The sequence below is a fragment of the Agrobacterium sp. rho-8.1 genome (assembly GCF_033957725.1).
Taxonomy (GTDB): Bacteria; Pseudomonadota; Alphaproteobacteria; order Rhizobiales; family Rhizobiaceae; genus Agrobacterium.
The window spans coordinates 2,161,939-2,178,586 of sequence record NZ_CP192788.1; the positions used below are offsets into that span (position 1 = coordinate 2,161,939).

The following is a 16,648-nucleotide window of genomic DNA, read 5'->3' on the forward strand; positions in this document are numbered from 1 at the left end:
ACAAGCATACGAAGGCATCGCATGAAAGACGCAATCAGCTTCATCCTCAACAACGAGACCGTTTCCCTTGGAGATTTCGGACCAACGGAAACGCTGCTCGATTATCTGAGGCTGCAAAAACGGCTGACCGGCACAAAGGAAGGCTGCGCCGAAGGCGATTGCGGCGCATGCACAGTGCTGGTCGGACGGCTGATGGACGGATCGTTGCGCTATGAGACCGTCAATGCCTGCATTCGCTTCATGGGTTCCCTGCACGGCACCCATATCGTGACCATCGAGCACCTGTCCGGCAAAGATGGCGTGCTCCACCCCGTACAACAAGCGATGGTGGATTATCATGGCTCGCAATGCGGCTTTTGCACACCCGGTTTCGTCATGTCGCTTTATGGCCTGTGGCTGACCAGCGACAAGCCATCGCGTGGAGACATCGAGAAAGCCTTGCAGGGCAATCTCTGTCGCTGCACCGGTTACGAGCCGATCATTCGCGCTGCCGAAAGCGTGACGGCTGCCAAGCCCAGCACGCTGTTCGACCCGATAGAGCGGGACCGGTCCAGCATCATGTCCCGCCTCTGGGCTATTCCGATGAACGAGACGATCACCGTCAGTAAAGGGGACTGTCGCGCGATCATTCCCTCAAACCTCTCAGAATTTGCGACCACTTATGCCACCGAACCCAAGGCCACCATCGTGGCGGGTTCGACCGATGTCGGCCTGTGGGTGACGAAGCAGATGCGGTCTTTGACCCCAGTCATCTTCATCAATCACTTGAGCGAGCTGCAATCTATCCAGATTGAGAATGACGGAATTTCGATAGGCGCTGGTGTGACTTACGCCCATGCCTTTACCGTTCTGGCGAAGCATATTCCGCCCTTCGCCCGGCTGATCGACCGTATCGGCGGCCAGCAGGTGCGCAACATGGGAACGATCGGTGGCAACATCGCCAACGGCTCTCCTATCGGCGACACGCCGCCGGCACTGATTGCGCTGAACGCGACACTCACCCTGCGATCCTCCTCTGGCAGCCGGACGATACCACTCGAAAAATACTTCATCGACTACGGCAAGCAGGACCGTTTCGCGGGCGAATTCGTGGAGAAAGTTTTCGTGCCCGTCCCGGCGCCAGATACACATTATGCGATTTACAAAATTTCCAAGCGCCGCGACGAGGACATCTCGGCACTGTGTGCGGCCTATCATCTGAAGCTCGACCCCACAGGCGCAATCGAAGACATCCGCATCGCCTTCGGCGGCATGGCGGCAACACCGAAGCGGGCGGCAAAGCTGGAAGAAGCGCTGCGGGGCAAGCCTTGGAACATGGAAACCATAGACGCCGCGCGTGATGCGATCGATGAGGATTTCCAACCGCTGACGGATTGGCGCGCGACCGCAGAGTATCGAACACTGACGGCGAAGAACCTGCTGACGCGGTTTTTCCTCGAAACATCCGGCGAGCGCCAGGAATTGCAGCGCTTCGAGCTGGCGGAGGCCTGAGTCATGGACACCAACACGTTCGAACGCACCAAAACCGTCATCGAGGGCAAGATGCATGGATCGCTGCGACATGATTCAGCGCACAAGCATGTCACGGGAAGTGCCGAATATATCGATGATATTCCCGAACCAGCGGGCATGATCCATGGCGCCATAGGCATGGCGGAGCGAGCGCACGCCGAAATCATCGCCATGGATCTGTCCGAGGTGGAAGCCACGCCCGGCGTTCTCTGGGTGATGACGGGCAAGGATGTGCCCGGCGAGAACGATGTCTCCTCCGGCGGGCGTCACGATGAGCCGTTGCTGGCGGAGAAATTGGTGCAATTTCACGGCCAGCCGATCTTTGCCGTCTTTGCCGAAACCCGCGACATCGCCCGAAAAGCGGTGCGCAAGGCCAAGATCACCTACAATGATCTGCCGCACTGGAGCGATATCGATGGCGCCATGGAAAACGGTGAGCCGCTGGTGACACCTGGCATGATTTTGCAGCGTGGCGAAGCTGAACTCGAGATGGACGTCTCGCCGCGTCGACTGACGGGCACCATGCGCATCGGCGGGCAGGAACATTTCTATCTGGAAGGCCATATCGCGATGGCCGTACCCGGTGAAGACGATGAAGTAACGGTGTGGAGTTCCACCCAGCACCCCAGCGAAATTCAGCACATCGTCAGTCATATTCTGCAGGTCCCATCCCATGCCGTCACCGTGCAGGTGCGGCGCATGGGCGGCGGGTTCGGCGGTAAGGAAACGCAGGGCAACCAGTTTGCAGCCCTCTGTGCCATCGCCGCCAAAAAGCTGAACCGTGCCGTCAAAATGCGTCCCGACCGCGATGAGGACATGACCGCCACCGGCAAGCGCCACGATTTCCGCGTCGATTACGAACTGGGTTTCGATGACGAAGGCCGCATTCACGCGGTAGACGCGACCTATGCCGCCCGCTGCGGATTCTCTTCAGACCTGTCCGGGCCGGTCACCGACCGCGCACTGTTCCACGCCGATTCCAGCTATTTCTATCCGCATGTAAAACTGCAATCCAAGCCGTTAAAAACCCACACGGTTTCCAACACCGCCTTCCGCGGCTTCGGCGGCCCGCAGGGCATGCTGGGTGCAGAACGCTTCATCGAGGAAATCGCCTATGCGGTGGGCAAAGACCCGCTGGAAATCCGCAAGCTGAACTTTTACGGTCAGCATGGCTCGGGGCGAACGACTACCCCCTACCATCAGGAGGTCGAAGACAACATCATCGCCCGTGTCGTCGAAGAACTGGAAACCTCCAGCGACTATCAGGCACGGCGACAGGCGATCATCGAATTCAACAAGACCAGCCCAATCATCCGCAAAGGCATCGCGCTGACGCCGGTAAAGTTCGGCATCTCCTTCACCATGACCGCCTTCAATCAGGCCGGAGCCCTTGTCCACATCTACAATGATGGCTCGATCCACCTGAACCATGGCGGCACCGAGATGGGGCAAGGCCTCTACACCAAGGTCGCTCAGGTCGTCGCAGATGCTTTTCAGGTGGATATCGACAGGGTCAAGATCACTGCGACCACCACGGGCAAAGTGCCGAATACATCCGCCACGGCCGCATCCTCCGGCACCGATCTGAATGGTATGGCCGCATATGACGCAGCACGCCAGATCAAGGAACGGCTGATCAAATTTGCCATGGAAAAATGGACCGTAGGCGAAGATGAAGTGACGTTTCTGCCGAACCGCATTCGGGTTGGAACGGAAGAAATCGCCTTTAACGATTTCATAAAACAGGCATATCTTGCCCGCGTTCAACTCTCTGCCGCAGGCTTCTACAAGACGCCGAAAATCCATTGGGACCGAGCCGCAGGCAAAGGCACGCCCTTCTATTATTTCGCCTATGGTGCATCGGTCTCGGAAGTCTCCATCGATACACTGACCGGCGAATATATGATGGAGCGCACCGACATTCTCCACGACGTCGGCAAATCCCTGAACCCGGCCATTGATATCGGCCAGATCGAAGGTGCCTTCGTGCAAGGCATGGGCTGGCTGACGACAGAGGAATTGTGGTGGGACGCCAAGGGGCGCCTCCGCACTCACGCTCCCTCCACCTACAAGATCCCGCTTGCCTCCGACCGTCCGAAAATCTTCAACGTCAAGCTGGCAGAATGGTCCGAAAACGCCGAACCCACCATCGGCCGCTCCAAAGCCGTCGGCGAGCCGCCCTTCATGCTGGCAAACTCGGTGCTGGAAGCCCTGTCGATGGCGGTGGCGAGCGTTGCAGACTATAAGGTCTGCCCGCGGCTGGACGCTCCTGCAACGCCGGAACGGGTGTTGATGGCGGTGGAGCGGTTGAAGAAGGTGTAGGCATGATCACATGACCATTGCCTCCCTGACAGACTTCATAGAGCAAGCGGGCGAAGCCATCCTCATCGAAATCACGTCCGTCAAAGGTTCGTCTCCGCGTGAGGCGGGCACCTTCATGCTGGTCTCGCAACACGGCATCTGGGAAACCATTGGCGGCGGGCAGTTCGAATATATGGCGATCGATCATGCCCGCGCCATGCTGCAGGGAAAAACCTCGCAGCAAACGCTGGACATCCCGCTGGGTCCCGAAATCGGCCAGTGCTGCGGCGGGCGCACATTGCTGACATTCACCGAGGTGACGCCCGCGATATCGGGCGAACTGACGGACCGGGTGGCGCGGGAACATCAGTTACAGCCCGCCGTCTTCATCTTTGGCGCGGGCCATGTCGGCAAGGCCCTGGCGCAGGCGCTCGCTCTGCTTCCGCTGTCCATCACCGTCATCGAGACGCGGCGTGAAGAGCTTGAGGGGTTGCCGTCATCGGTGTCGGCGTATCTCACGCCCATGCCGGAAGCCAAAGTCAAGGACATCCCGTGTGGTGGCGCGGTCCTCATCGTCACCCATGACCACGCGCTGGATTTTCTGATCGCGAAAGAAGCCCTCGCTCGCTCTGATCTTTCCTATGTCGGCATGATCGGCTCCAAGACGAAGCGTGCCACCTTCGCGCACTGGCTGGAGCGCGAGGGTGTTCCAGCGTCCGCACCGGAACGACTTGTGCTGCCCATCGGAGGGCAATCGGTCAGGGACAAACGCCCCGCCGTCATAGCGGCCTTGGCATCTGCCGAAGTGCTTCACGCAATTCATCGCTTTGCCGCACCCGCCCCGGCCCTATCTGATCGCGACCATCCAGCAGGCCAAGATCGCGCTTGAGATGATCCTGCAGTTCATCTTCCTGAAGGCCATCCAGTTGGACTGTGCTGGGGGAAAACCAATCCGCACTCCATAACCACGCAAAAGGCCGCAGCCAGGCGCTGAAAGCGACTGAACCCATTTCATTTCTCCAAAGCTCTATTGATGCTATGAAATAGAAATGCTCCTGTTTTTATGGAAAAACCAATGAAACTTCCGACCAAATGGATAAAGAGAACTTATCCATGAAGCTGTCTCGTAACGTCCCCTTGAATGCCATGCGCGTGCTGGAAAGTGCTGCCCGTCATCTGAGCTTCACCAAGGCTGGCGATGAGCTTGGCATGACGCAGACGGCGGTGAGTTACCAGATCAAATTGCTGGAAGACTTCGTCGGTGCGCCGTTGTTCCTGCGCAAGCCAAGGCAGGTCGCACTAACCCAGACCGGCGAGTTGCTGGCGGGCCGGGCCTCGCAGGCCTTTGGCATCCTGGCGACAGCGCTTGACGAGGCACGTACCAGAACGGCGGATGTTCTCATCATTTCCTGCACCACCACATTCGCGCATCAATGGCTAGCCAGACGACTGGGCGTCTTTCAGGCCAGACATCCCAAGATTTCGGTGCAACTGGCATTGACGAACGAGATCGTGGATTTCTCGCGCACGAATGTCGATATCGGCATTCGATGGGGCAAAGGTGATTGGCCGGGGCTCGTCGGCCGCCGCATCATGCGGCTGGATTTTGCACCGGTCGTCAGCCCTAAGCTTGCGGCAACCATCGGAGGGCTCAATCATCCAGCCGACATTCTCAAATTGCCGATCATCAGCCCCAATGACCGCTGGTGGAAACACTGGTTCGCCGAAGCGGGTGTGACGGAAACGGATCTCGACAAGCGCACCGGCAGCGACTTCGGCATCCAGAACCTCGAAGCGCAGGCCGCAATTGCAGGCCATGGCGTGGCGATCGTCAATCCCGTTCATTTTGCGGAGGACCTCGCATCCGGTCGCCTGCTCCAGCCCTTCGAGCTCGTTTGCAATGATGGCCATGATTATTGGATCGTCCACAGCGAGGCCCGCCGCAACGTGACCAAAATCAGGGCCTTCACGGATTGGATGCAGGAGGAGTTTCCAACCGAAGCCTGATGCAAGGCAAGAATATCTGCGCGTTTCGCACATCGCCCCTTTTCTGATCGGTAAATATTTCGCACAGTGCGATGCAAAGCAGGGGAACAGAATGTACGAATACGCCATTGCGTGGGAATGGATGGCCTTTGCCGTCCGCTGGTTGCACGTTATTACCGCCATAGCCTGGATCGGCTCGTCCTTCTATTTCATCGCGCTTGATCTCGGTCTGGTAAAACGCGCGCATTTGCCGCCCGGCGCTTATGGCGAAGAGTGGCAGGTGCATGGCGGCGGTTTCTATCACATCCAGAAATATCTGGTTGCACCTGCGCAAATGCCGGAGCATCTCACATGGTTCAAATGGGAAAGCTACGCGACATGGCTCTCCGGTTTCGCGATGCTGTGCATCGTCTACTATGGCGGCGCGGACTTATTTCTCATCGATCATTCCGTGCTGGCACTGACGCAGTTCCAAGCGATCTGTCTGTCGCTGGCGTCGCTCGCCATCGGCTGGGTGTTTTATGACCTGCTCTGCAAATCGCCCATCGGCAACAATACCTGGGGCCTGATGGCCGTGCTCTACATCGCGCTGGTCGCGATGGCGTGGGGCTATACGCAGGTCTTTACAGGCCGTGCCGCCTTCCTGCATCTGGGCGCATTCACCGCGACTATCATGTCGGCCAACGTCTTCATGATCATCATTCCCAACCAGAAGATTGTCGTGGCCGACCTGATTGCGGGTCGTACGCCGGACCCCAAATATGGCCGCATCGCCAAGCAGCGCTCGCTGCACAACAATTATCTGACGCTGCCTGTCATCTTCTTCATGCTGTCGAACCATTATCCACTGGCCTTTGCGACGCAGTTCAACTGGGTCATCGCGGCCCTCGTGTTTCTGATGGGCGTCACCATCCGCCACTGGTTCAACACCACCCATGCCCGAAAGGGCAGGCCAACATGGACATGGCTGGTCACGGTGCTCATCTTCATCGTCATTATGTGGCTCTCCACCGTGCCAAAGGTACTGACCGGCAAACAGGAGGAGAAAGCGGCAACGCTTTCCCCAACACAGCAGCTCTTTGCCACCGATGTTCATTTCGCATCCGCACGCGACGTTGTCCAAAGCCGTTGTTCCATGTGCCATGCGGCAGAGCCCGTGTGGGAGGGTGTACCGTTCACGCCGAAATCGGTAAAACTCGAAACCGATGCGCAAATTGCGGCCCATGCGCGGGAAATCTATTTACAGGCGGGCCGCAGCCATGCCATGCCGCCCGGCAACATCACGGCGATTACGCCGCAAGAGCGCAAGGTGCTGACCGCTTGGTATGAGAGCGCCGTGTCCCAAGGAAAAACGGAATGAGCATGCTTCTGCTGCGCGGACGAATTCTAAGCTTCAACCGCGCACCAAACGCCATTGATGATACGGAAAGCTATCTCTATATCGAAGACGGTGGTCTTTTGATCGAGGATGGCAAGATCAGCGCCATCGGCGCGTATGCGGATATTCATGCTCAGGCACCCGAGGGTGTGAACGAAACAGACCACCGCCCTCACCTCATCGTACCGGGTCTGATCGATATGCACCTGCATTTTCCGCAGATGCAGGTCATCGGCTCCTACGCTGCCAATCTGCTGGAATGGCTCGAAACCTACACCTTCCCGGAGGAATGCCGCTTCGTGGAAAGTGCGCATGCCCAACGCATTGCCACGCATTTCTACGACGAATTAGTCCGCCATGGGACCACGACGGCTGTCGCCTATTGCTCCGTTCACAAGACCTCTGCCGACGCCTTTTTTGCCGAGGCCATGAAGCGCAACATGCTGATGGTCGGCGGCAAGGTCATGATGGACCGCAATGCCCCGCAAGGCCTGCTGGACACGCCGCAACTCGGCTACGACGAAACGCGTCAGGTAATTGCCGACTGGCACGGCAAAGGCCGCAACCACGTCGCCATCACACCGCGCTTTGCCATCACCTCCACGCCCCAACAGATGGAGGCGGCGCAGGCACTGGCGCAGGAATTCCCCGACCTTTTCATCCAGACGCATCTCTCCGAAAATCTGGACGAAATCAAATACACCTGCGAACTCTATCCCGACGCCATCGACTACACGGATATCTATGTCCGTTATGGCCTGATGGGTGACAAGACCCTGCTAGGGCACGCCATTCACCTGTCGGATCGAGAAGCGGATGTGCTCTCGGAAACGGGTGCGGTCGCCGTCCATTGCCCGACATCCAATCTGTTTATCGGCTCTGGCCTCTTCCCGATGAAGAAGCTTCAACGGCGCGAAAAACCGGTGCGCATTGCTGTGGCAACCGATATCGGCGGAGGATCGAGCTATTCCATGCTGCGGACCATGGATGAAGCCTACAAAATCCAGCAACTTTTGGGAGAACGTCTGAACCCACTGGAAAGCTGGTATCTGATGACGCGCGGCAATGCGGAGGCGTTGTCGATGGTCGACAAAATCGGAACTTTGGAAATCGGTACAGATGCGGATATGACCGTGCTGAATGCGTCTGCCACGCCAGCAATGGCGCTGAAGATGGAGGTGGTCAGAAGCCTTCCGGAAGAGCTGTTTCTCATGCTGACCATGGGAGACGACCGTACGGTGACAGAAACCTATATTTCAGGTACGGCTGCAAAGAGTTCCATTTGATTGTTGTAAGGCTGTAAAATATGACAACCGATCAATCGGGATTTACTTATATTTAAACCATAATGATTTAGTATTTGCGTCACAGACATTGCCCCAGCTGCCATGACGGCACGCTCTTTCTGTGATGAAGCTCCAATTCCGAATTAACGTTCCTCTGAAACGGCTTGGTGAACGGCGTCCCACGTCGCGCCCTTCAGATGCACCGTGTTCGCATCTCCACATCAATCGTGAGGACATATGTCATTTCTGAAAAACGCGAGCATCCGCACAAAAATACTCTCGCTTGTTCTTCCCTTGTGTGTTGTCGGGCTGAGCGCGACCGTCTTCATGTCACACAGCTTTAAAGATGCCGACGACAGCTACAGCGATTTTATCGCCAACGACACGGCTGGTGCGACGGCGATGGCGCGCGCGAACAGAAATCTGGCTGCTGCTGCCTACGGCGCTTATCAAACCCTTGTATATCCCAGCGAAACCCCAGGCATAAAAAGGGCACTGGCTCTTTACAGTGAGAGCAAGACCAAGCTTTTTGACCGGCTGCAGACCACCGCTCAGCTCTTGCCTGACGAAAAGCCCGCGATTGACGACTTTATTGCCCGGTCAAAAGTTGTCATTGGCTTGACGGATGAGGCTGTCAGGCTTGGCCAGATCGATCAGGATGTGCCTGCGAAGGCTTTGCTGGCACAGGCTGACGATTTGATTGCACCGCTGGCAGCAGATTCGGCGCAATTCCTGGACAAGGTTCTGAAAAATGTCGATGCAGGAAGTGACGCACTCACAGACCAGACGAACGCAACGATTCTGTGGTCTCTGACGATTGTCGGTGTGACATTCGCACTCGGCATCATCGCGGCTTTGATTGTTGCTGCCAAAGGCATTACAACTCCAATTGCCAATCTGCGCGAACGCATGATGACGCTTGCTGCAGGTCAGACGGATGCTCCGGTTGAGGGCCAGGATCGCAACGACGAAGTCGGCCAGATGGCGAAAGCCGTTTCCGTATTCCGTGAGAATGCGCTGGAACGCATCCGTATCGAAGCCGAGGCCGATGCAAACCGCAGCATGTCCGAAAAGGAACGCATCGAACGCGAAGCGCAAAAGGCACAGGAAGCAGCCGATACGGCGTTTGCCGTCGATCAGTTGGCCAAGGGTCTCGGTCGCCTCGCGGATGGCGATGTCGCATACCGCATCGAGACACCATTCGTCGCCCATCTTGATACGCTGCGTTCGAACTTCAATGGATCTGTTGGTAACCTCAACGAAGCCCTGCGTGCGGTCGGCCAGAATGCCCGGGGTATCGATGCCGGTGCCAACGAAATCCGCTCCGCTGCCGACGACCTGTCCAAACGCACCGAACAGCAAGCAGCCTCCGTCGAGCAAACGGCCGCTGCTCTGGAAGAAATCACCACGACGGTCAAGGATAGCAGCAGCCGCGCAGAAGAAGTCGGACATCTCGTGGCAAAAGCCCGCGATGGCGCCGAAAAGTCAGGCGGCGTCGTGCGTCAGGCCGTAACGGCCATGAACGAGATCGAACGCTCATCGGGCGAGATCACCAATATCATCTCCGTTATCGATGAAATTGCGTTCCAGACCAATCTTCTGGCCCTGAATGCAGGTGTGGAAGCCGCACGTGCCGGTGAAGCCGGCAAGGGTTTTGCCGTCGTTGCGCAGGAGGTTCGTGAACTCGCCCAGCGATCCGCCAAGGCAGCGAAAGAAATCAAGGCCCTGATCACCACCTCCGGAGAGCATGTTCGCTCTGGCGTTACCCTGGTGGGTGAGACCGGCAAGGCACTTGAAGTCATCGTCACCGAAGTTCAGGAGATCAACCGTCATATCACCGCCATCGTGGAATCATCGCGAGAGCAGTCCGTCGGCCTTCAGGAGATCAACACCGCCGTCAACACCATGGACCAGGGCACGCAGCAGAACGCCGCCATGGTAGAGCAATCGACGGCGGCCAGCCACAGCCTTGCCAAGGAAGCGGCCTCTCTCAACCAATTGCTATCCCGCTTCAATCTCGGAAATGGCGAAGGCGCAAGCCGGGCAGCACCCTCAGCCGCCCCAGTCCGGACTGCGTCCAACGCGTCCAGACCAGCACCGTCTCCGGCACGCGCGCTGGGTCGCAAGATCGCAGGCGCCTTTGGTGGCGGTTCGTCCGCAGCCGTAGCGCAGGATACCTGGGAAGAGTTTTGAGCTTAAAACTCAGAGCGATTGGAAATGGGCGGCTTTGGCCGCCCATTTTCTGTTTATGGGAATATAAAAATAGGCTCGAGATGCTAGCTGATCCGCAGATTATAGGCATCGTTCGTCGCGTTTTCGAACCTCCTGGCCTTGCTGTCATAGCGACTTTTCAGCAGCCTGGCATACTCGAACACCGCTCTTGGCGTCCACACACCACCAGACACCCGCAAATTGATAAAATCAGAAGCGGCAGCACCAAAATCGTAACCCGTACCGACGTCTAGGATACTTTTGACAGTCCAAGCACAATTTTTTCGGTACACTAAATAACGCGGGTTATTGGCGAGCATGTTATCCCACGCACGCTTCATCTGCGCTTCATCGAGGCCGGAGATTGACAACGTGGCAGTGGGAGAACCTCCCTCAGCTTTTACATCGCCGTCATATGTTCGCGAGGATATCGGCTTACCCACAAACGACTTTTTGTCACCGGCACCGGGCCACCAGCTCACATATCTCTCAAGACCCTTGCCTTGCCCTGCACCAATAGAAAGTGAGATATGACCAATGTTATTGCGAGACATATCTGGCGCCCAAAAATAAACTGTAATCATCAACAGCTCCGATCAGCTTTTAAAACCATCCTCGGTAGAATTATTTCTATTTTATCTTTCCATGACACGTAAAAGGAGATTTTGTGGCGAAAGTTTGCCGCGTTCCGCATTACCCGTTCGCGAAAGTAGGCATCCAGCTTCAGAACTTTGTCCCGGCGGATGCCAACAGGGTTTTGCGCAAATTTTGACCCGACACGCTGCGAATTCCGATGTCCCAAGTCACACTCACATGGTAGGTGAAGATGTTATTCAGATTTGAAGGCCCCATCCATGAGCAAAGCACTGACCATTGCTGACTTGAAGAAACAGGCACAACGGCGCGTGCCGAAAATGTTCTTCGACTATGCAGACAGTGGCGCATGGACCGAAAGCACCTACCGCGCAAATGAAGATGATTTTGCCAAGATCAAACTGCGCCAGCGTGTTCTGGTCGATATGACGGACCGCTCGCTGGCAACGACGATGATCGGTGAAAACGTGTCTATGCCGGTCGCGCTTTCTCCAACGGGTCTCACGGGCATGCAGCATGCCGATGGCGAAATGCTCGCGGCTAAAGCGGCGGAGGAATTTGGTGTCCCCTTCACGCTTTCCACGATGAGCATCTGCTCTATCGAAGACGTCGCCTCCGTTACAGCGCGGCCATTCTGGTTCCAGCTCTACGTCATGAAGGACCGCGATTTCATCAACAACCTGATCGACCGTGCAAAGGCAGCGAAATGTTCGGCACTGATGCTGACGCTCGATCTGCAAATTCTTGGCCAACGGCATAAGGATTTACGCAACGGTCTCTCTGCCCCGCCGAAATTTACGCCCAAGCACATCTGGCAAATGGCAACCCGCCCGCAATGGTGCCTTGACATGGCACGGACCAAGCGCCGCAGTTTCGGCAACATCGTTGGCCACGCCAAAAACGTCTCTGATCTGTCTTCACTATCATCTTGGACGGCAGAGCAGTTCGACCCGCGCCTGTCTTGGAAGGACGTAGAGTGGATCAAGGAACGCTGGGGCGGCAAACTCATCCTCAAAGGCATCCTGGATGAAGAAGACGCGCGCGCCGCAGCCGATACCGGTGCAGACGCCATCATCGTGTCCAACCACGGTGGACGCCAGCTCGATGGCGCCCTTTCGTCGATACAGATGCTGCCGAAGATCGTTGATGCGGTCGGCGACAGGATCGAAATCCACATGGATGGCGGCATCCGCTCTGGCCAGGACGTTTTGAAGGCCATCGCGCTCGGCGCCAAAGGCACTTACATCGGTCGTCCATTCCTTTATGGACTCGGGGCGGGCGGCAAACTTGGCGTGACGACGGCGCTGGAAATCATTCGTAAGGAAATGGATATCACCATGGCGCTCTGCGGCAAGCGATTGCTGACCGATGTAAACAGCGACATTCTGGTGCAGTGACAGGGTAATGCCCCTCCTTTAATGCCCCACCGTCTTCGAAAAGACGTTCACGACAACCACGCCTGCGATGATCAATCCCAAACCGATCATCGCAGCGAGGTCGAGCGTTTGCTTGAAGAATAGGTAGCCCACGGCTGAGATCAGCACGATGCCAAATCCGCTCCAGATCGCGTAGGCCACACCGACCGGCATGGTCCGCAGCGTGACCGACAGCAGATAAAAAGCCGCGCCGTAGAATACAGCCATCAACAACGTTGGCACCAACCGCGTAAACTGTTGAGATTGCTGCAAGAAGGATGTTCCGATAACCTCGCAAACGATGGCTGCAAACAGAGCAGTATAGGTCATGATCGATCCACTCATGCAATATTGTCCTTTCGTGTCGCAAGGATGAGCCGTTTGCGAAGTAGCTCCCTGTCCCCGCCGGAAACGCTCTCTTCGCTCATCATATCCGCAAGCCAGACGCCATCGACCGCTAGCCGGACCAGTTCCAGACCGATGTCGCCATCCGTCTTTTTATGGCGTGCCAAACGTCCACCGATCCAGCTGTCCCACCGCTGTCTGAGCGATGGTTCACTGATCAGCGCAACGGAGATTGCCGACCATTGCGCATAGGTTTCGCGACCACGATCGGCGAAAAAGGCATTCACATAGGCCCGCGTGAAGCATCCGTAGTCGTCACGATCCCGTGAGATCAACAGATCGATGTCTGTGTCGAGTGCTTGGAGAAGAGTATCGAGAACCGCTTCCAGCAGAACTTGTTTGGATGCAAAATGATGAAAAAGACCGCCTTTCGTGACACCCGCAGCCGATGCCACGGCCTGCACCGAGACCGCCGAGAAGCCCTGCTCTGCCGCAAATCTGGCCGCGCACTCGATCAGATTCTTACGGACCAAGTCTGGCTGTTTCTTGCGTTCGTTCGATAGTTTCATGACTCAAAACATACCGGTCGGTTGGTTTCTTTTCAAGAAAATAACCCGCCATCAGTCAGGGTCGATTTTCATACTTAATTAGGGATGAAAACGGTCTTTAAAGTTTGAGCGGTTTCGTTGCCTCAAACTATCGGTAGGCTTAACGAGCGACGAGTGCATGGACCAAGGGGTGAATGGATGTTGAGAATGATCAGGCGAGGAATGGCCGGCGCATGGATGTTTGCATTGGCTTTCCTGTGTGCGGTCATATCGTTACAGGCGTCTGAGGCGCAGGCGGGTTACGCCCATTTCGTGATGGATGCCAAGACCGGCAAGGTCCTTGCCGCTCAAAACGCGGATACGAAAAATTATCCTGCTTCCCTGACGAAAATGATGACGCTCTACATGGTGTTCGAAGCCCTGAATGAGGGGCGACTGCGGTGGGACCAACGCATCACCATGTCGAGACACGCCGCGTCCGTCATACCGTCGAAGCTGTGGGTCAAGGCAGGTACGACGTTTACGGTTCGCGAGGCGGTCTACGGCATGATCGTGAAGTCCGCCAACGATATGGCAGAAGGCATGGGCGACCACATCGGCGGCTCGGAAGCGAAGTTCGCGCAGATGATGACCCGCAAAGCACGCCAGCTCGGTATGACGAAAACTGTGTTTCGCAATGCGTCCGGCCTCCCCAACAAAGCCCAGGTCACCACTGCGCGTGACATGGCAAAGCTGGGCCTTTCCCTCCAACGTGATTTCCCGAAAGAATACAAACTCTTCGCCATGCAGTCCTTCAAGTTTCGCGGCAAGACGATCCGAGGGCATAACCGCCTGATGGCGCGTTATACCGGCGTCGACGGCATCAAGACCGGCTACACCAACGCATCCGGCTTCAATCTGGTCAGCGCGGTCAACCACAACGGCCGTAGCGTCGTCGGCGTTGTGCTGGGTGGGAAGACGGCCCGCAGCCGTGACAACCAGATGGCATCGCTTTTGGACAGGACAATGCCCAAAGCGTCGAGAGGCGGCAGCAGCCAACAACTGATCGCCAGCGCCAGCACGAGCCGCACTTTCGATGTCGCGCCTGCCGCAATTCCACTGCCCATGTTCCGGGAGCGCCGTGACCCGATCGCGATGCAGATCGCCACGGCAAACAACGTGATGCCGGATATGATACAGACCTCGGCTGTGCGTGCCACGGTGTCCGAGCGGAGTGACTGGGAGGTGCAGATCGCAGCGGCGGATTCACAAGGAGCAGCGCTTTCCCTGCTGCGCAATGCCCGCCCCGCCATCTCTTCCAGCTATTCCGGGATAGCACCCTACACGGAAGCGGTTCGAAGCGGCGCGGCCACGCTCTATCGCGCACGTTTTACCGGCTTCGACAGTCAGGCAGCGGCCCTATCGGCCTGCAAGGATCTCAAAGCTCAGAGTTATTCCTGCGTCGTCATGGCTAATGAGAGCTGAGACGACCTAGCCAAGCCAGCCGGTGGCAATAGCCTTTCCGAGTCGCGGCATGCCATTCGTGCTGGCGAGTTCACCCATCGCTGTGCTGTCGTAACGGACCTGCCGCAAGTAGACCTGCCATCCTCTAGATGTTTCCTCCAGTACCGCGTAGCTGGCGAGAGGGTGGCCCGCTTCCACCTGGTGGTAGAAAGGCTCATCGTCTTTCCAGCCGGGGCAGCCGACACTGCCGGGATTGACGATCAGGCGACCATCCGAAAGCTGAACGGTGCGTGCGATATGCGTGTGCCCACACAGCATTAGCGGTTGCGTGATCCCTTCCGCCAATGCTTCGATTTCAGGAAGCGAACGCTGGTGGAGAAAACCCTCCGGCGCAAGCTGCTCCAGCCAATAACCCAGATCATCCTTCGGCGAGCCGTGACAGCAATAGGCGACATCCTTGAAAACCAAGTCGAACGGTAAAGCCTGCAACCAATCGAAATGTTCTGAAGACAGCTGCATATGGGCTGGTTTTTCCCAATCGCCCATGAGCTCGAAGGGACGATCGATCAAGGCGCGATCATGATTGCCACGAACGGTCGGTATGTTCCGGCCCACCAGAATATAAGCTGTCCGGCCGGCCTCCAGCGGACCACTGAAGCAATCACCAAGATTGACGATATCGGCAATCCCAAGCTTTTCGATATCTTCGAGCACGGCTTCCAGTGCAACACAGTTTCCATGGATATCGGCAATAGCGGCAAAAATCATAAAGGTCAGCTTCCACGGTATGTTGAATAACTATAGGGCGAAAGCAGCAGCGGCACATGATAGTGCCCGCTTTCGTCCGCTATGCCGAAGCGAATGGGAATCATGTCGAGAAAGGCAGGCGCCGGCAGGACCAGACCCTTTGTGCGAAGGTAATCGCCAGCGTGGAACACCAGTTCGTATTGCCCTGCCCGGAAATCGTCACCGATGAGCAGAGGACCACCATCGACGCGGCCATCGCTATTGGTTTCAACCGTCTTCAGCTTCTCTCTGCTATCGCCGTCCAGCCGGTAAAGGTCGATCTTCAAACCCTGCGCAGGCGTACCGTGTGCCGCATCGAGGACGTGGGTGGTAAGGCCGGTCATGGCTTTGGCTCCGCAATGAAATAGGGCTGATCGAAAAAGAACTCTTCCAGATTGTTACCCGGCCCATCCCGGTCCACAACGAGGAAATCACTGACAGAGCCAAGCGTCATCAAAGGATGGTGCCAGACATTGCGATGATAGTTCACGCCCTGCTCGGGACGCGCGAGAAACACTTTGGGTATTCCCGGTTTGCCCTTCTCATCCTCGGCCACCACCACCAGAAACGGATGGCCCGATAAAGGCGTAAAACTCTGGCTGCCAAACGGGTGTCGCTCCATCATGTCGATGGCATAGGGAAACAGGCGCGGCTTGCCGCGAAAAATATTCAACACGATACGAGCACCCTCGCCCAACACATCAGGTGCCGCCAACGCGTGATGCCGCTCGGTATTACCACCATTGATGAGCTTGACACGGGCAGGATCCGTCTCAATCAAATCGCCAAACGGCGCAAATGCCTGTCGTGTCAGAGGCAATATGTCCAGAAATTCCGTCAAAA

General features: G+C 56.7%; 15 protein-coding genes. 9 read left to right on the forward strand and 6 right to left on the reverse strand.

The window, feature by feature from the left end:
• Positions 1-21: 21 nt before the first annotated feature.
• From xdhA to RMR21_RS10800, 7 genes are all read left to right on the forward strand, one after another.
• Entirely contained in the window at positions 22-1,491 is a 1,470-nt protein-coding gene (xdhA, locus tag RMR21_RS10770; protein WP_498668015.1) for a xanthine dehydrogenase small subunit, read from the forward strand.
• A 3-nt stretch (positions 1,492-1,494) separates the two neighbouring features.
• Positions 1,495-3,834, forward strand: a complete 2,340-nt coding sequence (xdhB, locus tag RMR21_RS10775) for a xanthine dehydrogenase molybdopterin binding subunit (RefSeq protein ID WP_498668016.1) — start codon at positions 1,495-1,497, stop codon at positions 3,832-3,834.
• 16 nt (positions 3,835-3,850) lie between these two features.
• Positions 3,851-4,702, forward strand: a complete 852-nt coding sequence (gene xdhC, locus RMR21_RS10780) for a xanthine dehydrogenase accessory protein XdhC (RefSeq protein ID WP_498670138.1) — start codon at positions 3,851-3,853, stop codon at positions 4,700-4,702.
• Positions 4,703-4,926: 224 nt separating this feature from the next.
• The gene (locus tag RMR21_RS10785) at positions 4,927-5,820 is read left to right on the forward strand and encodes a LysR substrate-binding domain-containing protein (RefSeq protein ID WP_498668017.1); all 894 of its coding nucleotides are present in this window, start codon (positions 4,927-4,929) and stop codon (positions 5,818-5,820) included.
• A 91-nt stretch (positions 5,821-5,911) separates the two neighbouring features.
• Positions 5,912-7,159, forward strand: a complete 1,248-nt coding sequence (gene puuD / locus RMR21_RS10790; protein ID WP_498668018.1) for a urate hydroxylase PuuD — start codon at positions 5,912-5,914, stop codon at positions 7,157-7,159.
• Positions 7,156-8,463 carry a guanine deaminase gene (guaD, locus tag RMR21_RS10795; protein ID WP_498668019.1) on the forward strand — a complete coding sequence of 436 codons (1,308 nt, stop codon included), beginning with the start codon at positions 7,156-7,158 and terminating at the stop codon, positions 8,461-8,463. Before puuD ends, guaD begins: the two co-directional genes overlap by 4 nt.
• 237 nt (positions 8,464-8,700) lie before the next feature.
• Complete coding sequence (locus tag RMR21_RS10800) at positions 8,701-10,656, forward strand: methyl-accepting chemotaxis protein (RefSeq protein ID WP_498668020.1); 1,956 nt, start codon at positions 8,701-8,703, stop codon at positions 10,654-10,656.
• Positions 10,657-10,739: 83 nt separating this feature from the next.
• On the opposite strand, the gene RMR21_RS10805 is transcribed toward RMR21_RS10800, so the two are convergent.
• Complete coding sequence (locus RMR21_RS10805) at positions 10,740-11,258, reverse strand: hypothetical protein (RefSeq protein WP_498668021.1); 519 nt, start codon at positions 11,256-11,258, stop codon at positions 10,740-10,742.
• 270 nt (positions 11,259-11,528) lie between these two features.
• On the opposite strand from RMR21_RS10805, the gene RMR21_RS10810 reads away from it, so the two are divergent.
• A complete protein-coding gene (locus tag RMR21_RS10810; RefSeq protein ID WP_498668022.1) occupies positions 11,529-12,665 on the forward strand; it encodes an alpha-hydroxy acid oxidase in 1,137 nt (378 codons plus the stop codon).
• An 18-nt stretch (positions 12,666-12,683) separates the two neighbouring features.
• Here the strand turns inward: RMR21_RS10810 and RMR21_RS10815 are convergent, their stop codons facing one another.
• Both RMR21_RS10815 and RMR21_RS10820 read right to left on the reverse strand, forming a co-directional pair.
• Entirely contained in the window at positions 12,684-13,028 is a 345-nt protein-coding gene (locus RMR21_RS10815; protein ID WP_498668023.1) for a DMT family transporter, read from the reverse strand.
• The gene (locus RMR21_RS10820) at positions 13,025-13,561 is read right to left on the reverse strand and encodes a TetR/AcrR family transcriptional regulator (RefSeq protein ID WP_498668024.1); all 537 of its coding nucleotides are present in this window, start codon (positions 13,559-13,561) and stop codon (positions 13,025-13,027) included. The genes RMR21_RS10815 and RMR21_RS10820 overlap by 4 nt, the downstream gene beginning before the upstream one ends.
• 237 nt (positions 13,562-13,798) lie before the next feature.
• On the opposite strand from RMR21_RS10820, the gene RMR21_RS10825 reads away from it, so the two are divergent.
• Positions 13,799-15,040: a serine hydrolase gene (locus tag RMR21_RS10825; RefSeq protein ID WP_498670140.1), complete on the forward strand. Its 1,242-nt coding sequence runs from the start codon at positions 13,799-13,801 to the stop codon at positions 15,038-15,040.
• 6 nt (positions 15,041-15,046) lie between these two features.
• Here the strand turns inward: RMR21_RS10825 and RMR21_RS10830 are convergent, their stop codons facing one another.
• Genes RMR21_RS10830 through RMR21_RS10840 form a run of 3 tightly spaced genes read right to left on the reverse strand, consistent with a single transcriptional unit; the run spans position 15,047 to position 16,646 of the window.
• Positions 15,047-15,787, reverse strand: coding sequence for a metallophosphoesterase family protein (locus RMR21_RS10830; RefSeq protein ID WP_498668025.1), 741 nt, complete (start codon positions 15,785-15,787; stop codon positions 15,047-15,049).
• A gap of 5 nt (positions 15,788-15,792) precedes the next feature.
• Positions 15,793-16,149, reverse strand: a complete 357-nt coding sequence (uraH, locus tag RMR21_RS10835; RefSeq protein WP_498668026.1) for a hydroxyisourate hydrolase — start codon at positions 16,147-16,149, stop codon at positions 15,793-15,795.
• Positions 16,146-16,646: an ureidoglycolate lyase gene (locus RMR21_RS10840; protein ID WP_498668027.1), complete on the reverse strand. Its 501-nt coding sequence runs from the start codon at positions 16,644-16,646 to the stop codon at positions 16,146-16,148. The genes uraH and RMR21_RS10840 overlap by 4 nt, the downstream gene beginning before the upstream one ends.
• Positions 16,647-16,648 lie beyond the last annotated feature (2 nt).